Below are 21,916 nucleotides of genomic sequence, written 5' to 3' on the forward strand. Positions count from 1 at the left end.
AACCCCCTTCAGCGTTTCTTCACGAACTCCGCCCGCAGCACCAGCCCCTTGATGCCGTCAAAGCGACAATCGATTTCCTGCGCATCCCCGGTCAGGCGGATCGAGCGGATGACCGTGCCCACCTTCAGCGTCTGCCCGGCGCCCTTCACCTTCAGGTCCTTCACCAGCACCACGCTGTCCCCATCGGCCAGCAGATTGCCCACGGAATCGCGCACCTCCACCACCTGCCGCGCGGCAAATTCCGAAGCCGGCAACCACTCGCCGCTCACCTCGTCAAAGACGTAATCCTCGTCGCTCATGCCTTGCGCCACGTCACAGAGCCGTCCTTCGCTACCATTATCTCGATCCCATCTGCCTTCAACGCATCGCGGATGGCATCGGCCGCCGCCCAGTCCTTCGCCGTGCGGGCGTCGCGATACCGCGCGATTTCCGCATCCACTGCACCCACGTCCGCCCCGGCGCTGAACCAGCTCGCCGGATCGGCCATGCCCAGCCCCAGCACTTCCGCACCGTCCGGCAACGCCGCCAGCGCTTCCGGCGTATTCAGATCGTCCAGCAGCGCTGCCGACCCGGCCTCGCCAAGCCCGCCCTCTGCCTTGCGGCGATACAGCCGGTCCAGCTTGGCCTTCGATTGCTCCAGCAACGCATCCGTCCACTGCAACGGCTGCCGATAATGCGCGCTCAGCAGCGCCAGCCGCAGTACCTCGCCCTGCCACCCAGCCTCGATCAGCTCGCCCGGCGTAATGATATTCCCCAACGATTTCGACATCTTCGTCTCGCCCATCGTCAGGAAGCCATTGTGCATCCAGATCCGCGCCAGCTCCGTCCCGCCATGCGCGCAGCAGCTCTGCGCCCGCTCATTCTCATGGTGCGGAAACTGCAGATCCAGCCCGCCGCCATGGATGTCGATGGTGTCGGTTTCCAGCACAGTGCGGATCATCGCCGAGCATTCGATATGCCAGCCCGGCCGGCCGCGGCCCCAGGGCGACTCCCAACCCGGCTGATCCTCGCGCGAAGGCTTCCACAGCACGAAATCGCCCGGGCTCCGCTTATAGGGCGCCACTTCCACCCGGGCGCCTGCGATCATCTCGTCCATCGGCCGTTTCGAAAGCTCCCCATAGCTCCCGAACGTCGCCACCTCGAACAGCACATGGCCTTCCGCCACATAGGCATGGCCGCGCGCGATCAGCGCGGCGATCATCGCCACCATCCCATGTTCGCCGGCGATATGCTCGGTCGCCCGCGGGTTGAAATCCGGGGTAAGGCAGCCCAGCGCCGCCATGTCGTCGAAATAATGCTGCTCGAACTCGCGCGCCACCGCCTGCGGGCTGCGGTTCTCCGCCACCGCCTTCGCCATGATCTTGTCGTCGATATCGGTGATGTTCCGCGCATAGCGGACATTCTCCGGCCCATGCAGATGCCTGAGCAGCCGATACAGCGTATCGAACACCACCGCAGGCCGCGCATTGCCGATATGCGCCCGCCCGTAAACCGTCGGCCCGCACACATACAGGGTGATCGGCCGCCCCGGCTCGGGCGCGCGCAGCTCCACCTTCTCGCGGCTCAGCGTATCATACAGCCTCAGCATCAGATGCTGACTTCCTCGCCCGCTTTCGCGCCGTCCTCCAGCAGCTTGTCCAGCGCCTCGCGGTCTTCCACCGAATAGCCGTCGCCCTCGGGCCGGCCGACGCCCGGCGGCACCGGCGGATGCCCCGGCGGCATTGCCCCGGGCGGAATCATCCCCGGCGGGATCACCCCCGGCGGAAAGCCCAGCGCCCCCTCCTGCGGGCCGTCCTCGGCCTGCAGATCGTGCACCCAGCCCACCATGGCGTTCGCCGCCAGCGCCAGCAACGGCGCCGAACGGCTGTGCGTCAGCCACTCCGGCGGCTTCTTGTCCGGATCGAACAGCCCCGTCGCAAACTGCGTCAGCAGGAACAGCACAGAGGCCAGGATCAGCCCCTTCAGCGCCCCGAAGCCCAGCCCCAGCACCCGGTCCATCGGCCCCAGCAGGCTGCGCTTGGCAAAGCCGCCGGCAGCGCCTGCCAGCAGCCGCGCAGCGATCACCGTGCCAAAGAACAGCAACAGGAAGCCGACAATCGCCCCGCTCGCCTCGCCACCCACGCGGGGGGTCAGCCACATCGTCACATCCTCGTGGAAAAACCGCACCACCAGAATGGCGGCAATCCAGCCGGCCAGGCTCAGCGCCTCCTGCGTGAAGCCACGCACAAGCCCGGCCACGGCCATCAGGCCGATCATCGTCACGACCACCCAGTCAAAGGTGGTGAAGGTCTCGAAAATATCCATGCCGCCCGCGCTATCCGCTGCGCTTGATACGGTCAAATGGGATGCGATCGCTTGATGCGATCAAACCGGATGCGATCGCTTGATGCGATCGACGAGAGCAGCGACCGACGCCACAGGCGAAACCTGCAGCTTGCCCACCCCCTTCGTCGCAGGCGGCGCCAAGGCCTGCCGGAAACCCAGCTTCTCCGCCTCCTTCAACCGGAGCGCCGCATGCGTGGTGGGCCGCACCTCGCCAGACAAGGCGATCTCTCCAAAGGCCAGGCAATCCTGCGGCACCGGCGAATCCAGCAGTGCCGAAACCAGCGCCGCCGCCACCGCCAGATCGGCCGCCGGATCCACGACCCGCAGCCCGCCCGCCACGTTCAGATACACCTCGCTCGAACCGAACCCCAGCCCGGCCCGCGCCTCCAGCACCGCCAGCAGCATCGCCAGCCGCGATCCGTCCCAGCCAACCACCGCCCGCCGCGGCGTAGCCCCGCTGGGCAACCGCACCGTCAGCGCCTGCAATTCCACCAGCACCGGCCGCGTCCCCTCCAGCGCCGGAAACACCACCGCGCCGGGCACGGCATTCTCGCGCTGCGTCAGGAACAGGCTGGAAGGGTTCAGCACCTCCGCCAGCCCATCGGCCTCCATCGCAAACACGCCGATCTCGTCGGTGCCGCCAAAGCGATTCTTCACCGCCCGGAGCACCCGATACTGATGCCGTCCCTCGCCTTCGAAATAGAGCACGGCGTCCACCATATGCTCCAGCACGCGCGGGCCGGCGATCTGCCCGTCCTTCGTCACATGCCCCACCAGAATCACCGCGCTGCCGGTCAGCTTCGCCCAGCTGATCAGCTCAAGGCTGGCCGCCCGCACCTGGCTCACCGTCCCCGGCGCGCCCTCCAGCTGGTCGGAATGCATAGTCTGGATGGAATCGATCACCACCAGCGCCGGCGGCGTCCCGGCCGACAAGGTCGTCAGGATATCCCGCACCGAAGTCGCCGCCGCCAGCATCACCGGCGCATCCGCCAGCCCCAGCCGCCGCGCCCTCAGCCGCACCTGATCGGCCGCCTCCTCGCCCGACACATAGGCAACGCCATGCCCGGCCCGCGCCATCCGCCCGGCCGCCTGCAGCAGCAAGGTCGATTTGCCGATCCCCGGATCGCCGCCGATCAGCACGGCAGAGCCCGGCACCAGCCCGCCTCCCAAGGCCCGGTCCAGCTCGCCAAAGCCCGTCGCAATCCGCTTCGGCAGCTCGATCACGGCGTCCAGCGGCTGCAGTTCCAGCACCCGCCCGCCGGCCTTCAGGCTGTGCTTCTGGGCAAAGGGCGTCACCGCCGCAGCGGCTTCCTGCTGCAGCGTATTCCACTCGCCGCAATCGGGGCACTGCCCCATCCACTTCGGCTGGACGCTGCCGCACGCCTGGCACACATATCTGAACTGGGGCTTCGCCATCACCCCCGCTTAAGGGGTGATGGCGCAGAGGAAAAGCTCAGCGGTCCTTCCTAGCCTGCGAACGGGCGGTCTGCTTGGTTACCGAGCCCACCTTGGTTCCGGCCACCTTCGTCTTCGCCTTGGGATTTTCCCGCACAGAAAGGCCAGCCGCAGCGGTTGCCGTGTTTGCAGGGCGCCGCTGGGGGGCAGCGCGCCTGGCATCCAGCGCCCGCTTCTGGTTCTCCCGCGCCGCCGCCTTCGCGGCCACGGATTCGCGCCGCACCAGCTCGTCGTTCACGCGGATCAAGGCCTGCGAAAACACCTGCTTGCGCTCGGCAGGCTTGGCATAGGTCCCCGGAAAGCTGCCGCCGCGCGGATCCGCACGCCCTTTGGCGACGCGGCGATTCGTACGGCTCAGATCGCGTTCCTTGTCCCGCATGTCGCGCAGGCGCTTCTGCGCGTCGCGCAGGTCGGCTTGATCGCGCTGCCCCACCGACGCGCGCAGCGTCGTTTCCACCAGCGCCCACTCCTCATGGCTCAGCAAGGATTTGGCTGTTTTCTGTGCGATAGACATTCCGTTCGCTCCTTCATTGTATCCGCTTTCATGTGCGAGCCATGCCCGCTCGGCGCAAGCGGCTTCGCACGCTTCAACCGCGCATTGCCTCCCACAGTTTCAACGCCTGCAGGGTTTCCGCCACATCATGCACGCGCAGCCAGGCCACGCCGGCCTCGGCACCCCGCAGCGCAATGGCAAGGCTCCCCGGCAGCCTGTCCGTCACCGGCGCCGCCCCCGCAACCGCCGGTATCACCGACTTGCGGCTCGCCCCCAGCAGCAGCGGCACCCCCAGCGCGTGAAACGCCTCCAACCCCCGCAGCAGCGCCAGATTATGCCCCACGCCCTTGCCGAACCCGATGCCGGGATCGGCGATCAGCCGCCCGCGCGCGAGTCCGGCCGCCTCGCACACGGCGATCCGCGCCGCCAGCGCCGCCCGCACCTCCCCCACCACATCGTCATACGCCGCCAGCCCCTGCATCGTGCGCGGATTGCCCGGCATATGCATCAGCACCACCTGCGCCTTGCTCCCCGCCGCAACCGCCAGGCTCTCCGCCTCCGCCTGCAACGCCGACACATCGTTCAGCATCCCCGCGCCCGCCGCCAGAGCCGCGCGCATCACCCCCGCCTTCATCGTATCGATCGAAACCGGAACGCCCGCCCGCGCCAGACCCTCCACCACCGGAATGGTCCGCTGCAGTTCCTCCTCCAGCGACACTTCAGGCGCCCCCGGCCGCGTGCTTTCACCGCCCACATCGACGATGGCGGCCCCCGCCTCGAACATCCGCAGCCCGGCAGCAATCGCCCCGTCCGCCGTCCCATGCCGCCCGCCATCCGAAAAACTGTCCGGCGTAACGTTCAGGATTCCCATGATCCTGGGAATCATGCCGGATATCGGAACAGGCTCACCGCCTCCACGCCCAGCGCCTGCAAACGCGCAGCGCCCGGCAGCCCCTCCAGCTCCAGCACGAACAACGCCCGCGCCACCGCCCCGCCGGCCTTGCGCACCAAGGTCACTGCCGCTTCCGCCGTGCCGCCCGTCGCCAGCACATCGTCCACCATCAGCACCCGCGCGCCGGCCGTCACGGCATCCGCATGCAGCTCCAGCCGGTCGGTGCCATATTCCAGGGCATAGTCATGGGCGATCGTCGCGCCGGGCAGCTTCCCCGGCTTGCGCACGATCACCAGCCCCTTCCCCGTCAGCTGCGCCAAAGCCGCTCCGAACAGAAAGCCGCGCGCCTCGATCCCGGCAATCAGGTCGAAATCCCCCGCCCGATCCGCCAGAGCCCGGGTCGCCGCCCGAAAGGCCGCCCCGTCCGCCAGCAACGGCGTCAGATCGCGAAACAGGATCCCCGGCTTCGGAAAATCCGGCACCGCCCGCACAAAGCCGCCCAATTCGTCCAATGTCATTCGAAACCCTCAGTCGAAAAAACGCGGAGCCAACGCCCGCAGCCTGGCCGCAGCCGCAACCGGCCAATGCCCACGCGCCGTGACTATCGCGGAATCCAGCGCCACCTCCCAGCCCTCGGCACTCGGCACCGCCAGTGGCCGCGCCGCCAGCGATCGACACAATCCCTCCACCAGCGCCTGCGACCGCGCCACATTCCCCGCCATCACCTCCAGCACGGCAGCCGTCGTAACCGCCTCATCCTTCCAGCTGTCGAAATCGGTGACGAAGGCGGCCACCGCATAGGCCATCTCCGCCTCCCGGCACAGCGCCGCCTCCGGCATCGCCGTCATCCCCACCACGGTCATCCCCTGCGCCTTCGCCAACAGGCTTTCCGCACGCGTGGCAAACTGCGGGCCTTCGATCGCCAGATAGGTGCCGCCCACCTCCACGGCCGCGCCGGCATCGCGCGCCGCATCCGCAATCCGCGCCCCCAGCTCCACCGAAACCGGATGGCCCATGCTGGCATGCACCACCATCCCCTCGCCAAAGAAGCTCTTCGCCCGCCCCACCGTCCGGTCGACCAGCTGGTGCGGCACCGCCACGCTCCCCGGCGGCAGCTCGTCCACAAAGCTCCCGCAGGCCGCCACCGACACCACCGCCGTGCACCCCCGCGCCTTCAGGGCGGCGATATTGGCGCGATAGTTGATCTCGCCCGGCGCCAGCACATGCCCCTGCCCGTGGCGCGCGATGAAGGCGACCGGCAGCCCGCCGATCTCCCCCTCCACCACCACGTCGGAGGGCCAGCCCCATGGCGTTTCCTGCGCATGCCGATGCGCTCCGGCCAGCGCCGGCATCGCATAGAGCCCGCTGCCGCCCAATATCCCCAGCTTCATGGCTTCGGCTTCACGGTTTCGGGCTTCATGGCCGCGTCGAAGATCGCGTTCAGATAGGCCGCCAGCCGCAGCCCGCCCTTCGTCAGCTGCCGGCGCATCCGCGCATCCTGCTCGAACGCATAGGCATAGCCCAGCTCCGAGCCGCTCGGATACAGGTGCTGCCGCTCGGCCACGCTGTCCGCCAGCCAGCTCAGCGGATCGGGGCTGGACCAGTCGCGCAATTGCCCGGGAGTCGCCGCCGCCAGCAGCCAGTCGGTCCACTCCCGATAGGAAAGCTGCTGCCGGTCCACCAGCCCGCTGTCCCACACGCTGTGCAGGTTGGTTGCCTCGCCAAAGAAGTTCACCTTCACATCGTTGCCGCCGCGGTCGGTGCCATTGCCCACATGCAGCGGCTGCGACAGATCCCCCACGATATGGATCACGAAACGCAGCGCCTTCTGCCGCTCCACCAGCGGCGCCGTCGGATCGGTGGCGATGGCGGAAAATTGCTTCAGCGCCGTGATCGCATCCCCCTGCGGCGGCGCGCCGACCTGCTGATAGGTCTTGCCGTCGGGAATCGTCACATAGTGCAGCGGCGTCGAGGCCTTCTGCCAGAACGGATCCGGCGACGACCGCATGAAGTCGGGCCAGGGTGCCGCTTCCGCCAGCCCCTCCTTCCCCAATATCTCCTCCACCCCGGCCCGTGCCTTCGGCCCCAGATAGCGATCGGCAATCGCCCCCGTCACCCGGTGCCCGGTCTGCCCCCAGGCCCACACCGGCTGCGCCACGATCAGCGCCAGCACCCCCCACAGAACCCGCATCAAATGGCCTCCAGCGCCTGTTCGAAATCGGCGATCAGATCGTCCGCATCCTCCACGCCGATGGAGATGCGCACAAGATTGTCGGTGATCCCCAGCGCCTTCTTGCGCTCGTCCGGCACAGACAAGTGCGTCATCGCCGCAGGCGCAGAGGCCAGTGTCTCCGTCCCGCCCAGGCTCACTGCCAGCTTGGCAATGGAAAGCGCATCGAGGAACGCGAAAGCCTCCCGCTCGCCCCCCTTCAGATACAGCGAAAAGGTGGAACCGGCCCCCGTGCAGTGCCGGCGATAGATGTCCCCCTGCCGGGATGGATCTTCGGCCAGAAAGCCAAGATACCCCACATGCTCCACCTTCGGATGCCCCCGCAGATAGGCGCAAACCTTCTCCGCATTCTCCCCCGCCCGCGTCATCCGCAACTCCAGCGTCTCCAGGCTGCGCAGCAGCATCCAGGCCGTGTTCGGATCGGTGATCGTGCCGATGGTGTTGCGCATCATCCGGATCGGGTCGATCAGCGCCTTCGCCCCCACCACCGCGCCGGCGACCAGATCGCTATGCCCGCCGGCATATTTGGTCAGCGAATAGACCGAGAGGTCCGCGCCATGGCCCAGCGGCTTCTGCCACAGCGGCCCCAGAAAGGTATTGTCGATGGCGATCGGCGGCGGCGCGTCGGCAAACAGCTCCTGCCGCGCCCGGCGCACCGCCTCCACGTCGACCAGCGCATTGGTCGGGTTGGCCGGGCTTTCCAGATAGATCAGCGCCACCCGCCCGCGCGCCCGCGCCGCCCGCATCACATCGGCAATCTCCGCCTCGGTGGCGCCGGCCGGAAAATCCATCCAGCCAACGCCGAACTTCCCCAAAATCCGCCCGATCAGCGTCTCGGTCGCCGCATACAGCGGCCCGGAATGCACGATCATGTCGCCCGGCCCGCAAAAGCTCATCAGCAAGGTGGCAATGGCCGACATCCCCGAAGAGAAGGAAAGCGCGTCCTCCGCCTCCTCCCAGATCGCCAGCCGGTCCTCCAGTATTTCCTGATTGGGCCCGTTGAAGCGGGAATAGACCAGTCCCTCCGCGCCGCCCGGCCGCTTGCCGGTGACCCCTTCGAAAAAGCGCTTGCCGGCAGCAGCCGATTCGAAAACGAAGGTGGAGGTCAGGAAGATCGGCGGCTTCAGCGACCCTTCCGACAGGGTCGGATCAAAGCCATGCCCCATCATCAGCGTCGCCGGTTTCAGCTTGTGGTTGCCGATCGCCAGCGTATCCGGCCTGGGCCGACGCCTGCCATGCCCGCTGCTCTCGTCCGACATCCCCAGCCTCCTGCAGTTGCGTCAACCTTCATCGCAGCTTGCAGACCGCCTTGCCAGCGAAAGCCAATGCGAGGATAGAGCGGACGGGCACAACTGCAGGGGAATCGACATGTCGGGTAGCATATTGGACGCGCTGGGCGGAGCCGGAGGCATCGGCCAGATGGCACGCGAGCTGGGAATCGACGAACAGACGGCGATGGCCGGCGCCAGCGCGCTGCTCCCAGCCGTCATGGGCGGCTTCAAGAAGCAGGCGCAGGGGCAGCCGCAGGGCCTCGAAGGGCTGATGGGCATGCTGGGCGGAATGGGCGGCGGCGGCCTGCTCGATTCGGTGCTCTCGCCGCAGCCCACCAATGTCGCGCAGGGCAATGAAGTGCTCGGCCAGATCTTCGGCTCGCCCGACGTCAGCCGGCAGGTCGCCGCGCAAGCAGCCGGCACCAGCGGCGTCAGCGCCGACCTGCTGAAGAAAATGCTGCCGATCATCGCCATGGCAGCAGCGGGCATGATGGCAAAGCAGGCCAGCGCCGGCTCCGCCACGGCGGCCGGGGGCGGGCTGGGTGGCCTTCTGGGCACCGTGCTCGGCGGTCTCGGCGGCGGTCAGGCAGCAGCGCCTGCGGCTGCCGGCGGTCTCGGAGGCCTCGTTTCCATGCTGGACATGAACGGCGACGGAAACCCGCTGGACGATATCATGGGCATGGCGTCGAAACTGACGCGCTGACCGGGCGAAGACCGCCTGCGACGCCAGACGGCGTCGCAGGCAGCTTCGCGCTTCAGGCGGTCGCCATCCGGCGACGGCGCACGGCGGCGCCCACCAGCCCGAAGCCCGCGATCATCATCGCCCAGCTCGCCGGCTCGGGCACCATGTCGATCCGCAGCACCTGGCCGATGCCGGCCATCGCCGCGAAATTCGTCACATACAGCGAGCCATCCGGTCCCACCTCAAGGCCCGTCGGCGCGACAAGCCCGGAATAGAGGGTCTTGCGCCAGCCATTCGCCTTCAGCACCGAAATCTGCCCGGTTCCGCCAGCGGTCGCCAGCCCGTTGTCGTCGAACTCCAGCACATAGAGGTCGCCGTTCGGCCGGAAGGCGATGTCGGTGATGTTGGTAAAGCCATCGGCAAAGATCGAGACATCGCCGCCCGGCGTCACCTGATAGATGCGCGCCGCCCCCTCCTTGAACGGGAAGCCGGTCAGTTCCGACACATAATAATTGCCATCCGGTCCAACCGCGATGCCGGTCGAAACCGAATCGCTGAACGGCACCGGCGGGCCGATGAAGCGGCCGGGGAAGTACGCCACCACGCCGACCGATCCATCCTCACCCACCTTCAGCAACGCGTTGGCCCCGGCGTCGGTCACCAGCAGCTCATTGCCCAACGCCACCATAGGATAGGGATTGCTGTCCACCGGCCCGCCGGCGGGGTTCTCGGCTGCCTCCACGGCGGCAATATCGGCAAAGCCGTTGGGGCTGCCGGTGAACCTGAAGACGACGCCCAGCCCGTCGCCGCCCGGCGACAGGTCGGTGGAGCGAACGGCCGGATTGGTGCCCAGCCCGATCACCACATAGCCGGTGCCGTCGGCGGTAAAGGCGATGTCCTGCGGTCCGCTCATCTCACCGGTGGCAACGGTGCCCAGGGATGGCAGCTCGGTCAGGATCCGCTGCTGCACGCCGCCGCTGGTAACCCGCGTGATCGAGCCGGTATAGCCCAGCACCGCCTCGTTGCCGCGGATGATGGTGGAGGGCCCGCCCAGCTGCACATAGCCCGCCTCGGCAATGAAGAGATCGCCGTTGGAATCGAACGCCAGCCCGCGCGGATTGTTCAGCCCGTCCGCGATCAACGTCGATGTATAGGTGGCGGCCGCCGCCGGCACCGCCGCAACCGCCAGCGCACCGCCGGCAAGCAAAGCTGCAAAAGCTCCACGCATCCCCAATTCCTCCTGTTCAACAAGGGCCCCCAAGGCCGGAAGGCGCTGCGCAGTCAGCCGGTCGCGACTCGATTTTTTTCGGATTCTTCCCCGTGCTGCCCCAGCACGAGTCGGGCCTTTAGCAGATGGCGTTAACCATATCCACGATTGCTGCAGTCACGATTGCTGCAGCCGCTGCTCTTCCAGCACCTGCAGGGTAAACAGCACCGCCCTCGTCTCCCCGTCGACAATGCCGTCCACATTCTGCTGCCGGAAATGCCGCTGAAACGCCCGCGTTGCAGCCGGCAGGTCGGCGATGTCATAGCCAAACCGCTCCAGCGCCAGCCCGAAGGCGCCGTCCCCCCAGCCCGGATCGGCCAGCAGCTTTTCCGGCCGCGCAAGCGCGATCCGGTGCATCGCCAGCCGCGGCCAGTCGAACAGTTCGCCCGGATCCTCCTTGCGGGTGGGGGCAATGTCGGAATGGCCGATCACGTTCGCCCGATCGATCCGGTGCCGCACGCACAGCGTCGACGCCAGCCGCAGCACGCTGCGCATCTGCTCGTCCGGAAACGGCCGATACCCCCATTCATGCCCCGGATTCTGGATCTCGATGCCGATCGAGGAACTGTTCAGATCCTCCTCGCCACGCCAGCGGCTTTTCCCCGCATGCCAGGCGCGATCCATCTCCTCCACCATCTGCACGATCCGCCCGTCCTCATGAACGAAATAGTGCGAGGAAACCCCCGACTCCGGATTGGTCAGCCAGGCCACCGCCTCCTCGGCCACCTGCATCCCGGTATAGTGCAGGATCAGATGCCGGATCGGCGCCTTCCCCTCGGGCACGACCCGCACATTATAGTTGGGCGACGGGCGCCACTCGATCTCGTCAGCCAGGCTCATGCAGGGATTCAACCGATTTCCGCGCAGTCCGCAAGGGCCGCGCCCGGAATTCGCGGCCAGCAAGAAACACGCTTCGAACGGCGAACCTAAAGACGCTCAACAGACTTCTTCGCCGTTCGAAGCGTAATGATGGCCACCCCCATCAAGGTCAGCGCACCCCCCACCCACATCAGCGGCGTCACCGGCTTCCCATAGACCACCGTCGCAATCGCCACCGCCAGCAAAGGCGTCGGCAAGGTGAACGGCGTGATCAACGTCACCGGATAGCGCTGCAGCAACCAGCTCATCCCGGCATGGCCAATGAGAGACGCCGCAATCGCCGAATAGGTCACCCACAGGAAGCCCGACAAGGGCACCGCCGGCAGCGCCGCAATCCCCCCCGGCTCCAGGAACCAGCTCGCCGTCAGCAGCACCGGAATCGAAACGATCGCCTGCCAGCCATACAGCGTCAGCACCGGCACCCCGGTCAGCCGCCGGAACAGCAGATTCCCCGTCGCCCAGCACAGCGAGGCGCCAAAGGTCAGGAAAATCCCCAGCCGCTCGTCGGCGATGCGCGGATCGAATACCAGCAGCATCACCCCCATCACCGCCAGCGCGATGCCCGCGGTGCGCCGCCACTGAATCCGCTCGCCATCGATCAGGATCGCCAGGATCAGGCTCAGCGGCACACCCAGCTGCCCGGCGATCGCCAGCGCCGACAGGTTGGTCGTCACCTGATAGCTATAGGCGCCCAGCCCGAACTGGATTGCCCCGGTAATCAGCCCGGTCATCAGCACCAGCCGCATGCGTCCCTTCACCAGCCGCAAGCTGGTCGCACACACCAGCAACACCACGCCATAGCGCAGCGCCACCGACAGCAGCGGCGCAATCAGCTGCACCGCCTCCTTGATGGCAACGATATTGAACGCCCACAGCAGGTCGATCAGCAGGATGAAGGCGATATGCTGTGCCTTCATGCCCGCGTCTTCATCAGCTTGGCATAGGCGCTGTTGATCGTCGCCATCCGCGCCTCTGCAACGCGAATGAACTCGGGCGGCGTGCCTTCGGCCATATGCCGGTCCGGGTGATGATCCCGCGCCAGCCGCCGATAGGCAGCGCGAATGTCCGCATCGCTCGCATCCGGCTGCAGCCCCAGCACCGCAAACGGGTCGTCCGGCGACAACGGCACATGCCGCGCCCGGATCGCCCCCCATTCGCGCGCGCCGAATCCCATCAGCGCCGCCACCTTCTCCAGATAGTCCAGCTCGGCCGGATGCACGCCGTCCACCGTGGCGATCATCAGCAGCGCCTCCAGCAGATCCTCCAGCACCGGCGAACCGGCCCCCAGCAACGCCAGCGCCTGCTTCGCATAGGCCTCATAGCCATCCACCGATTGCCGCGCGAGCCGATAGAATCGGCGCATATTGTCCTGCTCGGCAGCCGGCACATGGAACAGCCGCTCGAATGCCGCCGCCTCGGTATCAGAGGCATGGCCATCCGCTTGCGCCATCTTCGCCGCCAGCGCGATCGCGGCAATGGTAAAGGCCACCTGCTTGCGCTGCGGAGAGGCCGCGCGCACCGCCATCACCCGGTCCACGGCTGCGCCAAGGGCAGCGCCAGCCAACGCTCCCAGCGGACCGCCCAGCGCCAGGCCGGCGGCACTTCCCATCAGCAGCGCCCAGATTGCCATTTGCAAGGGCCTTAATGGCAGGGCGGATAAAATGCCACCGCCCCGCAACGGCATGGCTGCCGTATCGTCAGCGTCGGCGGCCCGCCTGTTTCGGCGGACGCTGGTTCTCCAACGGAATCACCCGCTGCGCGGTCAGCCGCCCGTCCCCGGTCTGCACCAGCTCGAACTCCACCTTGGCGCCCGCGGGCAGCCCCTCCACCCCGGCCTCCGCCAGCGCCGAGACATGCACGAACACATCCTTCGGCCCCATGTCGGGCCGGATGAAGCCAAAGCCCCGCACGTCATCGAACCAGAGGATTTCGCCTTGCGCCATGGCAGACTGTTACGAACCCGAATCCCGCAAAGCAACCGGCGCGAACCCGGCCGCATCCGGCTTCCACGCCGAAATCCGCCCATCCGCCACGATCAGCCACAGCCAGCCCATGTCCGCCACGCCCGCCCGGTCCGTCGCACTCGGCTGCGCCCGCCCGTTCGGATGCGAATGCCAGCAGCCGATCAACCGCAGCGGCCCCGCCCGGTCGCGCCGATGCGCATCGAACAGGTGCGCCGGCTCGATCTCGAACCGATGCCAGGGTTCCCCGGATACATTGGCGGCAACGCTGGCCTCCACGATCCGCCCCTCCACCCCAAACAACAGCCCGCAGGCCTCATGCCCCCCCGCCTCGGCTGCGGCCGCCAGCATATCCGCCACCGCCCGTGCGGAAATCGCCACCCTTGAACCTGCGTAGGAAATCCCAACATCCATCCGCAATGAATGGGGGCCAAACGCCACACAGACAAGACAGCGAGGAACGGCGCGAAACCGTCCTCGCCACCGACGCGGCAGGCTGGCGCCTGGACCGCGCGCTTGCTGCCGCCATCCCCACCGTCTCGCGCGAGCGGCTGAAGAACCTCGTCAGCGGCGGCATGGTCGAGCTGGAGGGCAAGCTCTGCCGCGACCCCGCGCTCAAGATCAGGGGCGGCGAAGCGGTCAGCGTCCGCATCCCCGCGCCGCTCCCGGCCGAGGCCGTCTCGCAGGATATCCCGCTCGTCATCCCCTACGAGGACGAGCATCTGCTGATCGTCGACAAGCCCGCCGGCCTCGTCGTCCATCCCGCCGCCGGCAACCTCGACGGCACATTGGTGAACGCCCTGCTGCACCATTGCCACGGAAGGCTCTCCGGCATCGGCGGCGTTGCCCGCCCCGGCATCGTCCACCGCATAGACAAGGACACGTCCGGCCTGCTCGTCGTCGCCAAGACCGACCCGGCGCACACCGGCCTCGCCGCGCAGTTCGCCAGGCACACGATCGGCCGCCGCTATCTCGCGGCCGTGGCTGGCATCCCCACGCCTCCGGCCGGCCGCATCGAGGCCAATCTCGCCCGCTCCGAGCAGAATCGGCAAAAGATCAACGTCGTCCACGCCGGCAAGGGCCGCCACGCCATTACCCACTATCGCGTGCTGGAGCCGATGAAGGGCGCCGCCCTCGTCGAGTGCCGGCTGGAAACCGGCCGCACCCACCAGGTGCGCGTCCACATGGCCCATATCGGCCATCCGCTGCTCGGGGATCCCGCCTATGGGCAGGGCCGGCTTTCCGACATCACCCGCAGTCTCCACTTTCACCGGCAGGCGCTGCACGCCGCCAAGCTGAAATTCGAGCATCCAGTCACCAAAGAAATCCTGCAGTTCGAAAGCCCGCTGCCTTCGGATATTCAGGAACTGCTAACCGCCCTCCGTCTCAGGTAGACGCGTGCCTGAGGGCCGCGCCCGGAATTCGCGGCCAGACAAGAATGCGTTCAGGAGAGTAACATGGCCAAGAGCAATCTTCCCGCGAACATCCCCGCCATCGGGCCGGATGCCAGCATGAACCGCTATCTCTCGGAGATCCGCAAGTTCCCGCTGCTGGCGCCGGAAGAGGAATATATGCTCGCCAAGCGCTGGCAGGAGCATGAGGACCCGCAGGCGGCGACGAAACTCGTCACCTCGCACCTGCGCCTCGTCGCCAAGATCGCCATGGGCTATCGCGGCTATGGCCTCCCCGTGTCCGAGCTGATTGCAGAGGGCAATATCGGCCTGATGCAGGGCGTGAAAAAGTTCGAGCCCGAGCGCGGCTTCCGCCTGGCCACCTATGCGATGTGGTGGATCAAGGCCTCCATCCAGGAATATATCCTGCGCAGCTGGTCGCTTGTGAAGATCGGCACCACCGCCGCCCAGAAAAAGCTGTTCTTCAACCTGCGCCGGATGAAGAACCAGCTGCAGGCGATCGACGACGGCGATCTCCACCCCGACGATGTGAAGAAGATCGCCACCGATCTCGGCGTTTCCGAAGACGAAGTCGTCAGCATGAACCGCCGCATGTCCAAGGGCGGCGACACCAGCCTCAACGCCCCCTTGCGCGAAGACGGCGAGGGCGAATGGCAGGACTGGCTGGCCGACGAAGGCCCGACCCAGGAAACCGTCACCGCCGACCGGCAGGAGGCGGGCATCCGCCACGACCTGCTGCGCGAGGCGCTGCTGACGCTGAACGAGCGCGAACGCCACATCCTCACCCAACGCCGCCTCATCGACGAGCCGCAGACGCTGGAGGATCTCAGCCAGGAATATGACATCAGCCGTGAGCGCGTCCGCCAGATCGAGGTGCGCGCCTTCGAAAAGCTGCAGAAGGAAATGGTCCGCCTCAGCCAGGAACGCCGTCTGATAGAGGCCTGAGAACGCCCCGGCATCCAACGACATCCCGCCAACGACATCCCGCTCGGCCTCCCACCCGGAGGTCGGGCGTTTGCGTACCCGCCCCTGCGGCAATACGCCAGCCCCGATTCGCATCCATTCTGAAGCGAAGCCCTTGCCGCATGGCAAATGACTGTTAATCTTCTCCCCAAGGTTCGGGCAACCTTGGCGGGCATGCATTCCCCGCCTTGACAGAGGGGTTCAGATAACATGCGCAAACATCTCATTGGCGCCGCCTTCGCGGCGCTTGCTTCTGCGTCGCTGTTCGCAACGCCTGCGTCAGCGGCAACGCTGGTGATCGATGTCAGCGGCATCGACAGCTATGGCGGCTTTGGCGATCCTTCGAACGTCCTCCTCAGCTACGATCTGGGCGCCTTCGCCCACATCACCGGCATCTCCTACGATGTCACGCTGACGGCGTTCTCCCCGTCCTGGCTCTCCGAGATGGTGCTGGCCTTCACCAGCAGCAGCTTCGACGGCTGGGTAGAGCTGACGCCGGCCTTCGTCGACGAAGATCCGGGTACCGGTTCCTATTCGGGCAGCGGCGATCTGGTCGCGCTCGGGCTGGATTTCAAGCTCGACGGCGACGGCCTGCTGAACCTCGAGTTCTTCGAATCCTTCGATGACCCTTTCATTTCTCCCGACGGTCTCTGGAACAGCGGCACCGTCACCATCACCTACGCCCCGGCAGTCGATCCGAACGTCGTGCCGGAACCGGCGACCTGGGTCATGCTGATCGCCGGCTTCGGCCTGATCGGCACGGCAGCCCGTCGGCGCCGCAACGCCGCGGCCTAGGCCTCAGCCGGCAAACCCGCCGGACTTCAGGAACGCGATCTCCTCGGGCGTGGATTCCCGCCCGAGGATTTCATTGCGGTGCGGAAAGCGCCCGAACTTCACGATGATGTCGCGGTGCATCACCGCCCATTTCAAAAGCTCCTCGCCCAGCGGCTGGAACAGCGCCACCGAGCGGTCCTGATCGGCCAGCTGCTCCGAATGCTCGAACGGAAGATAGACGAACGAGCGCAGCGCTTCCTCCACCTGCCCGTCCTGCCCCCGCTCCACCGCCGCGCTCGCCACGTCGCGCGCCTTGGCATCGGTCGCAAACATCCGCGCCGTGTCGCGAAAGGCATTGCGCGGAAACTGGTCCAGCAGGATCAGCAGCGCCAGCGCCCCTTCCGCCGTCACCGCCCACATATCTAGCCCATCGCTTGCCGCCAGCTCATGTGCAGTCAGGAACCGCTCGCGAAACTCCGCGTCAAACGCCGGGTCCTTGCCAAACCATTTCCCGCTTCCGGCCTCCCGCCAGAATCTCACCACTTCCGATGGCAGCATCGTCCATTTCTCCTAAGGAATCCCGGTCAGCTTGTGCGTCTGCAAACTCAGGCGCCACTTGGGATGTTCCAGGCACCAGCCGATCGCCGCATCGATGTTCGCCTTCTGCGCCGGCCCGTCCATCGGCTGCACGAAGAAGTGCGCAAAATCCCACCCCTCCACCGCGTCCGGCAGCAACCCCGGCTGCGGATACACCAGCTTCAGCTCATCTCCGCGCCGCTGCACCGTCAACGAACCCGCCTTGGGGCTGATGCACAGCCAGTCGATCCCGGCAAGCGCCTCCACCGTGCCGTTGCTCTCCACCGCAATGCGAAACCCGCGCGCGTGCAGCGCCTCGATCAGCGGCGCATCCAGCTGCAGCAACGGCTCGCCACCGGTGCACACCACCAGCCGATGCTCCAGCCCGCTGCCCCAAGCCGCCACCACAGCCTCCGCCAGCGCCCCGGCCTCGCGAAACTTCCCCCCGCCCTCGCCGTCCGTCCCCACAAAATCCGTATCGCAGAACTGGCACACCGCCGTGTCCCGGTCCTGTTCCCGCCCGCTCCACAGATTGCACCCGGCAAAGCGCAGGAACACCGCCCGCATCCCCGTCTGCGCCCCCTCCCCCTGCAAGGTCAGGAACAACTCCTTCACCGCATAAGTCATGCGTAAACGGTAGGGTCAGGCACCCCGGCTTCCGCAAAGCCCTTCTGCCGCAACCGGCAACTGTCGCACGCGCCGCAATGCGCGCCCTCCGGCGTCGGATCATAGCAGGACCAGGTCATCCCCATGTCCAGCCCTTGTGCCACCGCCGCCAGCACAATCCCGGCCTTGCTCAGCTTCAGCAGCGGCGTATGCACCCGATAGCGCGCCGTCCCCTCGACGCCCGCCTTCGTCGCCAGGTTCGCCATCGCCTCGAAACTCGCCACAAACTCCGGCCGGCAATCCGGATAGCCCGAATAATCCAGCGCATTCACCCCGATCAGCAGATCCGCCCCGCCGGCCGCCTCGGCCCAGCCCAACGCCACCGACAGGAAAATCGTATTCCGCGCAGGCACATAGGTAACCGGAATGCCCGTCTCGGCCACACCACCCTTCGGCACAGCGATATCATCCGTCAGCGCCGATCCACCAAAGCCGCGCAGATCCAGCGGCAAGCGGATATGCCGCTCCACCCCATAATGCGCCGCCAGCTTCGCCGCCGCATCCAACTCACACCGATGCCGCTGATTATAATCAATCGTCAGCGCCAGCACCCGCGCACCCGCATTCGCCGCCATCGCCAGGCAGGTCGCACTATCCAGCCCGCCCGAAAGCAGCAGCACCACAGGTTTCCCCGCCAGCATTGCCAGTGGATTCTCGTTCACAGTCACCATATTCCCTTAGTCTTGTCGCTTCCTAGACGCGGCGGTGCGGCATTGCTACGCTTGCATGTAGTCGCATGCCGCACTAGGGGCGCGGCCCAAAGCGGAAAGGCGCGAGCGCAAAGTGGTTGACTACGGCCAGGTCTTCAAGGCGGCAATTGATCGCCTGCACGAGGAAGGACGCTATCGCGTCTTCATCGACATCCTGCGCAACAAGGGTGCCTACCCCAACGCGCGCTGCTTCGCCGGCCACAATGGCCCCAAGCCGATCACTGTCTGGTGCTCCAACGATTATCTCGCCATGGGCCAGCACCCGAAGGTCGTCGCCGCCATGGAAGAGGCGCTGCACGACGTCGGCGCGGGCTCCGGCGGCACCCGCAACATCGGCGGCAACACCCACTACCACATCGATCTCGAAGGCGAACTGGCAGACCTGCACGGCAAGCAATCCGCCCTCCTCTTCACCTCCGGCTACGTCTCCAACGAGGCGACGCTCAGCACGCTCGGCAAGCTGCTGCCCGGCTGCATCATCTTCTCCGACGAGCTGAACCACGCCTCGATGATCGCCGGCATCCGCCACAGCGGTTGCGAAAAGCAGGTCTGGCGCCACAACGATCTCGTCCACCTCGAGGAGCTCCTCGCCGCCGCAGACCCCGAAGCGCCCAAGCTGATCGCCTTCGAATCGGTCTATTCGATGGACGGCGACATCGCCCCCCTGCACGAAATCTGCGACCTCGCAGACAAATACGGCGCCCTCACCTATCTCGACGAAGTCCACGCCGTCGGCATGTACGGCCCGCGCGGCGGCGGCATCTCCGATCGCGACGAAGCAGCCCGCCGCCTCACCATCATCGAGGGAACGCTCGGCAAGGCCTTCGGCGTCATGGGCGGCTATATCGCCGCAGACAAGAACATCGTCGACTGCATCCGCAGCTACGCCCCCGGCTTCATCTTCACCACCTCGCTCAGCCCGGTCCTAGTCGCAGGCGCCCTCGCCAGCGTCCGCCACCTGAAGGCCTCCGCCGCCGAACGCGAAGCCCAGCAAGCCAACGCCGCCTCGCTGAAGCGCCTGATGGCCGAAGCAGACCTGCCGGTAATGCCCAGCGTCAGCCACATCGTCCCGCTGATGGTCGGCTGCCCGATCAAGGCAAAGAAGATCAGCGACATCCTGCTCGCCGAATATGGCGTCTACGTCCAGCCGATCAACTTCCCCACGGTCCCCCGCGGCACCGAACGCCTCCGCTTCACCCCAGGCCCCGCCCACGACGAAGCCATGATGCGCGAACTGGTGGCAGCGCTAACCGAAATTTGGGGCCGCCTAGAAATGCGCGCCGCCGCCTAGGCCGCATTCTGCCTCCCGCGGGCAGGGCTTTGCCCTGCACCCAGCAGGGAAATGATTTCCCTGCACCCTCACTATCGCGAACGTATAGGATCGCCCCTCGGAACGCCGACCGTCGCCATCTGTTGTCTAACCGATCCTGCCGGAACAGCCGCGACTGGAACAGGCAGGCATCCTGCCTTCTGAAGATAATCATCCCGCGAGGCCCTGACTTCCTTCAGGATTTGCGCCTCGAATTCGGCTCGGTGAAGATATTCATCTGCCTCGAGCATGGCCTTGGTCGCTGCAACTCCAGCAACCGTACCTGCAGCCGCTCCAGCTACTGCCGTGGCCCCTCGCACAACCGATTTCGTACTCCCCGCTACAACAGCCGCACTCTTTGGGCCTACGCCAACGCGTTTTGCCATCTTGGAGGTGAAGGTTTGCACAGTCTGGGAGCCGAATACTTTTGCGCTCACACGATTGCCGATCACGGCCATTCCGCCCTGTGCCAGTAGAGCTGCCGACACAGCGGAAGCTGCCTTCCATTGTGGATCTGCCAATGTTGACGGTGGTATCAGCAACGACTGCAGGTCTGGAGCACGACCCACTTCTCGCATTCTGATGCCATAAGACGGTTTCAATTTATGCCGACCAAGTATTTCCTTTGCTTTTTCAACATAGCGTGCATCCACGTTTGCCGCCATGCCGCTTGCAGCATTGACCAGCGTGGCGCCTGCAGACATTTGTTTTGCAAAGCTATCACCAAATATGTGGGTCGTCATATCGTTTTTGGCCATCTGTTCAGATTTTGAGGTAAATATATATCCCAATCTCATATATTCGGCGGGCATCGTGTAATATTGATCAACATACGATTTCGCCGATCTCTCAGCACCATCAAAAGCTGATTTTGCCAATTTGCACATACTTGATTTAGCCTCGGACCGAATGGCGCCGACATCCGGTCTCATTTCAATTACAGTCATCACAACGTCTTTTGGAAAGAGCTCCTCGCCGATCCTGTAGACATCTATGATTGTGGTGCGACCAGTCTGCATTTTTGTTGGCAAACTGTAGCGTGAAGCCAACGCCTCAGCGCGCAACGCCCCATAATTGTAAGTTGCCCAATAAGCCGCGACGCAAGAAAGGATGCCAACATAGGCCACCGCGCTCAGTCTCGGCGGCCAACTGCTTTGATCTGGTGCTGAAAACGCCCTGCGCATTTCGCGCCAGCGAATTCCCAGCGCCGTGAAAGCCATTGCGCTGACCCAGAAGGCTCCAATCCATTGCAGGAAATACAAGAGGTTGGCTGAGGTGCGATACCCGCCTCCAATCGACTGGACCTCTTCTAGGGCGAAAACCTGCACGCCGTTGAGGACAGACAACGTGATCGAAACCGATTCGAGCATTGCGCTTTGCTTGAAAGGGGTTGAATCCACTGCCTCTGATAGAGTGACGGCTTCCGGAAGTGGCAATACCCACATCATCGCCGCGGCCCCCAAAACCGCACCCGCGGGGACAACCAGCGCTCTTACCGCATATATTTGGGACCAAGGCTGGAAATGCGATGCAGTCCACCGGTGCGCCAACGGAGCGGCAATGCCGATAAATAGGGCCTGACAGATCAGTGCTATAGCAACCCTTCCGCCACTGTCCTGATCAAGCATGCTCATCGCCAGAACGACAGACAATAGAACTGCAAGAACGATCGCAATCAGCGTGCGCAATACATATCCACGAAGCAGTGTCGGAAGTGTCGAACCCGGCTTGAGCGATGCCAGCAGCATGGTCCGGCGAACGACCGACCGATGAGCCACCAAAACGGCTGCCGGCGCGGAAATGACGAACAGTAGAGCGAAGAAAATAAACAGGCTCGTATCTGCTCGCGAACTACTCAATGCCGCAAGCAGCGCAATCCACGCGGCGCACAGCAGCATATGCCCCCATAACGGCCATTGCCTGTCTCGATCAGAAAATTCCGGATCAAGATCGGCTGAATCTGTCTGCATCAATTCCACACAATTCCCCCTATGCTTACCCACCAATCGAGACGCCGCTCATTGTCAGCAGATCAAGAACGCGGAAAGCGT

At 65.5% G+C, this 21,916-nt stretch carries 24 protein-coding genes and 1 pseudogene; 5 read left to right on the forward strand and 20 right to left on the reverse strand.

Annotated elements, in window-relative coordinates; all coding sequences use genetic code 11:
• Window positions 1–8: 8 nt before the first annotated feature.
• From IM784_RS08435 to IM784_RS08480, 10 genes are all read right to left on the reverse strand, one after another.
• A complete protein-coding gene (locus tag IM784_RS08435; protein WP_199554873.1) occupies window positions 9–299 on the reverse strand; it encodes an alkylphosphonate utilization protein in 291 nt (96 codons plus the stop codon).
• Window positions 296–1,588, reverse strand: a complete 1,293-nt coding sequence (gene cysS, locus IM784_RS08440) for a cysteine--tRNA ligase (RefSeq protein ID WP_199554874.1) — start codon at window positions 1,586–1,588, stop codon at window positions 296–298. Before cysS ends, IM784_RS08435 begins: the two co-directional genes overlap by 4 nt.
• On the reverse strand, window positions 1,588–2,304 hold the full coding sequence (locus IM784_RS17435) for a CvpA family protein (RefSeq protein WP_199554875.1): 717 nt from the start codon (window positions 2,302–2,304) through the stop codon (window positions 1,588–1,590). The genes cysS and IM784_RS17435 overlap by 1 nt, the downstream gene beginning before the upstream one ends.
• A 60-nt stretch (window positions 2,305–2,364) precedes the next feature.
• Window positions 2,365–3,741 (reverse strand): DNA repair protein RadA, encoded by a 1,377-nt coding sequence (gene radA, locus IM784_RS08450; protein ID WP_199554876.1) that lies wholly within the window; start codon window positions 3,739–3,741, stop codon window positions 2,365–2,367.
• Between the two features lie 37 nt (window positions 3,742–3,778).
• Window positions 3,779–4,294, reverse strand: a complete 516-nt coding sequence (locus IM784_RS08455; protein WP_199554877.1) for a hypothetical protein — start codon at window positions 4,292–4,294, stop codon at window positions 3,779–3,781.
• Between the two features lie 73 nt (window positions 4,295–4,367).
• Window positions 4,368–5,144 carry a dihydropteroate synthase gene (folP, locus tag IM784_RS08460; protein ID WP_199554878.1) on the reverse strand — a complete coding sequence of 259 codons (777 nt, stop codon included), beginning with the start codon at window positions 5,142–5,144 and terminating at the stop codon, window positions 4,368–4,370.
• Window positions 5,145–5,155: 11 nt separating this feature from the next.
• Window positions 5,156–5,683 carry an adenine phosphoribosyltransferase gene (locus tag IM784_RS08465; protein ID WP_199554879.1) on the reverse strand — a complete coding sequence of 176 codons (528 nt, stop codon included), beginning with the start codon at window positions 5,681–5,683 and terminating at the stop codon, window positions 5,156–5,158.
• Window positions 5,684–5,692: 9 nt separating this feature from the next.
• Complete coding sequence (locus IM784_RS08470; RefSeq protein WP_199554880.1) at window positions 5,693–6,556, reverse strand: phosphorylase family protein; 864 nt, start codon at window positions 6,554–6,556, stop codon at window positions 5,693–5,695.
• A complete protein-coding gene (locus IM784_RS08475; RefSeq protein WP_199554881.1) occupies window positions 6,553–7,356 on the reverse strand; it encodes a S1/P1 nuclease in 804 nt (267 codons plus the stop codon). Before IM784_RS08475 ends, IM784_RS08470 begins: the two co-directional genes overlap by 4 nt.
• Window positions 7,356–8,654, reverse strand: coding sequence for a cystathionine gamma-synthase family protein (locus IM784_RS08480; protein ID WP_199554882.1), 1,299 nt, complete (start codon window positions 8,652–8,654; stop codon window positions 7,356–7,358). The genes IM784_RS08475 and IM784_RS08480 overlap by 1 nt, the downstream gene beginning before the upstream one ends.
• A gap of 109 nt (window positions 8,655–8,763) precedes the next feature.
• On the opposite strand from IM784_RS08480, the gene IM784_RS08485 reads away from it, so the two are divergent.
• Complete coding sequence (locus tag IM784_RS08485) at window positions 8,764–9,369, forward strand: DUF937 domain-containing protein (RefSeq protein ID WP_199554883.1); 606 nt, start codon at window positions 8,764–8,766, stop codon at window positions 9,367–9,369.
• Between the two features lie 52 nt (window positions 9,370–9,421).
• Here IM784_RS08485 and IM784_RS17170 read toward each other — a convergent pair whose 3' ends face one another.
• The 6 genes from IM784_RS17170 to IM784_RS08515 form a co-directional block, all read right to left on the reverse strand.
• Window positions 9,422–10,576, reverse strand: coding sequence for a ScyD/ScyE family protein (locus IM784_RS17170; protein WP_235976716.1), 1,155 nt, complete (start codon window positions 10,574–10,576; stop codon window positions 9,422–9,424).
• A 156-nt stretch (window positions 10,577–10,732) separates the two neighbouring features.
• Complete coding sequence (locus tag IM784_RS08495) at window positions 10,733–11,455, reverse strand: N-acetylmuramoyl-L-alanine amidase (RefSeq protein WP_199554884.1); 723 nt, start codon at window positions 11,453–11,455, stop codon at window positions 10,733–10,735.
• 86 nt (window positions 11,456–11,541) lie between these two features.
• A complete protein-coding gene (locus IM784_RS08500; protein WP_199554885.1) occupies window positions 11,542–12,411 on the reverse strand; it encodes a DMT family transporter in 870 nt (289 codons plus the stop codon).
• A complete protein-coding gene (locus IM784_RS08505; RefSeq protein ID WP_199554886.1) occupies window positions 12,408–13,124 on the reverse strand; it encodes a J domain-containing protein in 717 nt (238 codons plus the stop codon). Before IM784_RS08505 ends, IM784_RS08500 begins: the two co-directional genes overlap by 4 nt.
• Window positions 13,125–13,191: 67 nt before the next feature.
• Window positions 13,192–13,437 (reverse strand): cold-shock protein, encoded by a 246-nt coding sequence (locus IM784_RS08510; RefSeq protein WP_199554887.1) that lies wholly within the window; start codon window positions 13,435–13,437, stop codon window positions 13,192–13,194.
• 9 nt (window positions 13,438–13,446) lie between these two features.
• Window positions 13,447–13,836 carry a M67 family metallopeptidase gene (locus tag IM784_RS08515; protein WP_328799488.1) on the reverse strand — a complete coding sequence of 130 codons (390 nt, stop codon included), beginning with the start codon at window positions 13,834–13,836 and terminating at the stop codon, window positions 13,447–13,449.
• Between the two features lie 38 nt (window positions 13,837–13,874).
• Between IM784_RS08515 and IM784_RS08520 the strand changes: the two genes are divergently transcribed.
• The 3 genes and pseudogenes from IM784_RS08520 to IM784_RS17715 all read left to right on the forward strand — a co-directional run.
• Window positions 13,875–14,849: an RluA family pseudouridine synthase gene (locus tag IM784_RS08520; protein WP_199554889.1), complete on the forward strand. Its 975-nt coding sequence runs from the start codon at window positions 13,875–13,877 to the stop codon at window positions 14,847–14,849.
• Between the two features lie 63 nt (window positions 14,850–14,912).
• Window positions 14,913–15,812 (forward strand): RNA polymerase sigma factor RpoH, encoded by a 900-nt coding sequence (gene rpoH, locus IM784_RS08525; protein ID WP_199554890.1) that lies wholly within the window; start codon window positions 14,913–14,915, stop codon window positions 15,810–15,812.
• A gap of 723 nt (window positions 15,813–16,535) precedes the next feature.
• Window positions 16,536–16,625: pseudogene (locus tag IM784_RS17715) on the forward strand (PEPxxWA-CTERM sorting domain-containing protein); the annotation flags it as partial.
• A 3-nt stretch (window positions 16,626–16,628) separates the two neighbouring features.
• Here the strand turns inward: IM784_RS17715 and IM784_RS08535 are convergent.
• The 3 genes from IM784_RS08535 to queC are packed head-to-tail and all read right to left on the reverse strand — an operon-like array spanning window position 16,629 to window position 18,517.
• The gene (locus tag IM784_RS08535) at window positions 16,629–17,162 is read right to left on the reverse strand and encodes a DUF924 family protein (protein WP_199554891.1); all 534 of its coding nucleotides are present in this window, start codon (window positions 17,160–17,162) and stop codon (window positions 16,629–16,631) included.
• A gap of 12 nt (window positions 17,163–17,174) precedes the next feature.
• The gene (queE, locus tag IM784_RS08540; protein WP_199554892.1) at window positions 17,175–17,807 is read right to left on the reverse strand and encodes a 7-carboxy-7-deazaguanine synthase; all 633 of its coding nucleotides are present in this window, start codon (window positions 17,805–17,807) and stop codon (window positions 17,175–17,177) included.
• Window positions 17,804–18,517, reverse strand: a complete 714-nt coding sequence (queC, locus tag IM784_RS08545; RefSeq protein WP_235976737.1) for a 7-cyano-7-deazaguanine synthase QueC — start codon at window positions 18,515–18,517, stop codon at window positions 17,804–17,806. The genes queE and queC overlap by 4 nt, the downstream gene beginning before the upstream one ends.
• A 112-nt stretch (window positions 18,518–18,629) precedes the next feature.
• Between queC and hemA the strand changes: the two genes are divergently transcribed.
• Window positions 18,630–19,847, forward strand: a complete 1,218-nt coding sequence (hemA, locus tag IM784_RS08550; RefSeq protein ID WP_199554893.1) for a 5-aminolevulinate synthase — start codon at window positions 18,630–18,632, stop codon at window positions 19,845–19,847.
• Between the two features lie 71 nt (window positions 19,848–19,918).
• Here the strand turns inward: hemA and IM784_RS08555 are convergent, their stop codons facing one another.
• Window positions 19,919–21,844, reverse strand: coding sequence for a hypothetical protein (locus tag IM784_RS08555; RefSeq protein WP_199554894.1), 1,926 nt, complete (start codon window positions 21,842–21,844; stop codon window positions 19,919–19,921).
• Window positions 21,845–21,916: the final 72 nt, after the last annotated feature.

It is taken from the genome of Sandaracinobacteroides hominis (genome assembly GCF_016464365.1).
In the GTDB taxonomy this organism is placed as follows: domain Bacteria; phylum Pseudomonadota; class Alphaproteobacteria; order Sphingomonadales; family Sphingomonadaceae; genus Sandaracinobacteroides; species Sandaracinobacteroides hominis.

Coding starts and splice junctions, on each gene's coding strand:
- IM784_RS08520 (WP_199554889.1), top strand. CDS start 13,875: ATGAATGGGGGCCAAACGCCACACAGACAAGACAGCGAGGAACGGCGC.
- IM784_RS08470 (WP_199554880.1), bottom strand. CDS start 6,556: ATGAAGCTGGGGATATTGGGCGGCAGCGGGCTCTATGCGATGCCGGCG.
- IM784_RS08495 (WP_199554884.1), bottom strand. CDS start 11,455: ATGAGCCTGGCTGACGAGATCGAGTGGCGCCCGTCGCCCAACTATAAT.
- IM784_RS17435 (WP_199554875.1), bottom strand. CDS start 2,304: ATGGATATTTTCGAGACCTTCACCACCTTTGACTGGGTGGTCGTGACG.
- IM784_RS08505 (WP_199554886.1), bottom strand. CDS start 13,124: ATGGCAATCTGGGCGCTGCTGATGGGAAGTGCCGCCGGCCTGGCGCTG.
- IM784_RS08535 (WP_199554891.1), bottom strand. CDS start 17,162: ATGCTGCCATCGGAAGTGGTGAGATTCTGGCGGGAGGCCGGAAGCGGG.
- queE (WP_199554892.1), bottom strand. CDS start 17,807: ATGACTTATGCGGTGAAGGAGTTGTTCCTGACCTTGCAGGGGGAGGGG.
- folP (WP_199554878.1), bottom strand. CDS start 5,144: ATGGGAATCCTGAACGTTACGCCGGACAGTTTTTCGGATGGCGGGCGG.
- cysS (WP_199554874.1), bottom strand. CDS start 1,588: ATGCTGAGGCTGTATGATACGCTGAGCCGCGAGAAGGTGGAGCTGCGC.
- IM784_RS08510 (WP_199554887.1), bottom strand. CDS start 13,437: ATGGCGCAAGGCGAAATCCTCTGGTTCGATGACGTGCGGGGCTTTGGC.
- IM784_RS08480 (WP_199554882.1), bottom strand. CDS start 8,654: ATGTCGGACGAGAGCAGCGGGCATGGCAGGCGTCGGCCCAGGCCGGAT.
- IM784_RS08475 (WP_199554881.1), bottom strand. CDS start 7,356: ATGCGGGTTCTGTGGGGGGTGCTGGCGCTGATCGTGGCGCAGCCGGTG.
- rpoH (WP_199554890.1), top strand. CDS start 14,913: ATGGCCAAGAGCAATCTTCCCGCGAACATCCCCGCCATCGGGCCGGAT.
- queC (WP_235976737.1), bottom strand. CDS start 18,517: ATGGTGACTGTGAACGAGAATCCACTGGCAATGCTGGCGGGGAAACCT.
- IM784_RS08455 (WP_199554877.1), bottom strand. CDS start 4,294: ATGTCTATCGCACAGAAAACAGCCAAATCCTTGCTGAGCCATGAGGAG.
- IM784_RS08500 (WP_199554885.1), bottom strand. CDS start 12,411: ATGAAGGCACAGCATATCGCCTTCATCCTGCTGATCGACCTGCTGTGG.
- IM784_RS08435 (WP_199554873.1), bottom strand. CDS start 299: ATGAGCGACGAGGATTACGTCTTTGACGAGGTGAGCGGCGAGTGGTTG.
- IM784_RS08465 (WP_199554879.1), bottom strand. CDS start 5,683: ATGACATTGGACGAATTGGGCGGCTTTGTGCGGGCGGTGCCGGATTTT.
- IM784_RS08485 (WP_199554883.1), top strand. CDS start 8,764: ATGTCGGGTAGCATATTGGACGCGCTGGGCGGAGCCGGAGGCATCGGC.
- radA (WP_199554876.1), bottom strand. CDS start 3,741: ATGGCGAAGCCCCAGTTCAGATATGTGTGCCAGGCGTGCGGCAGCGTC.
- IM784_RS17170 (WP_235976716.1), bottom strand. CDS start 10,576: ATGCGTGGAGCTTTTGCAGCTTTGCTTGCCGGCGGTGCGCTGGCGGTT.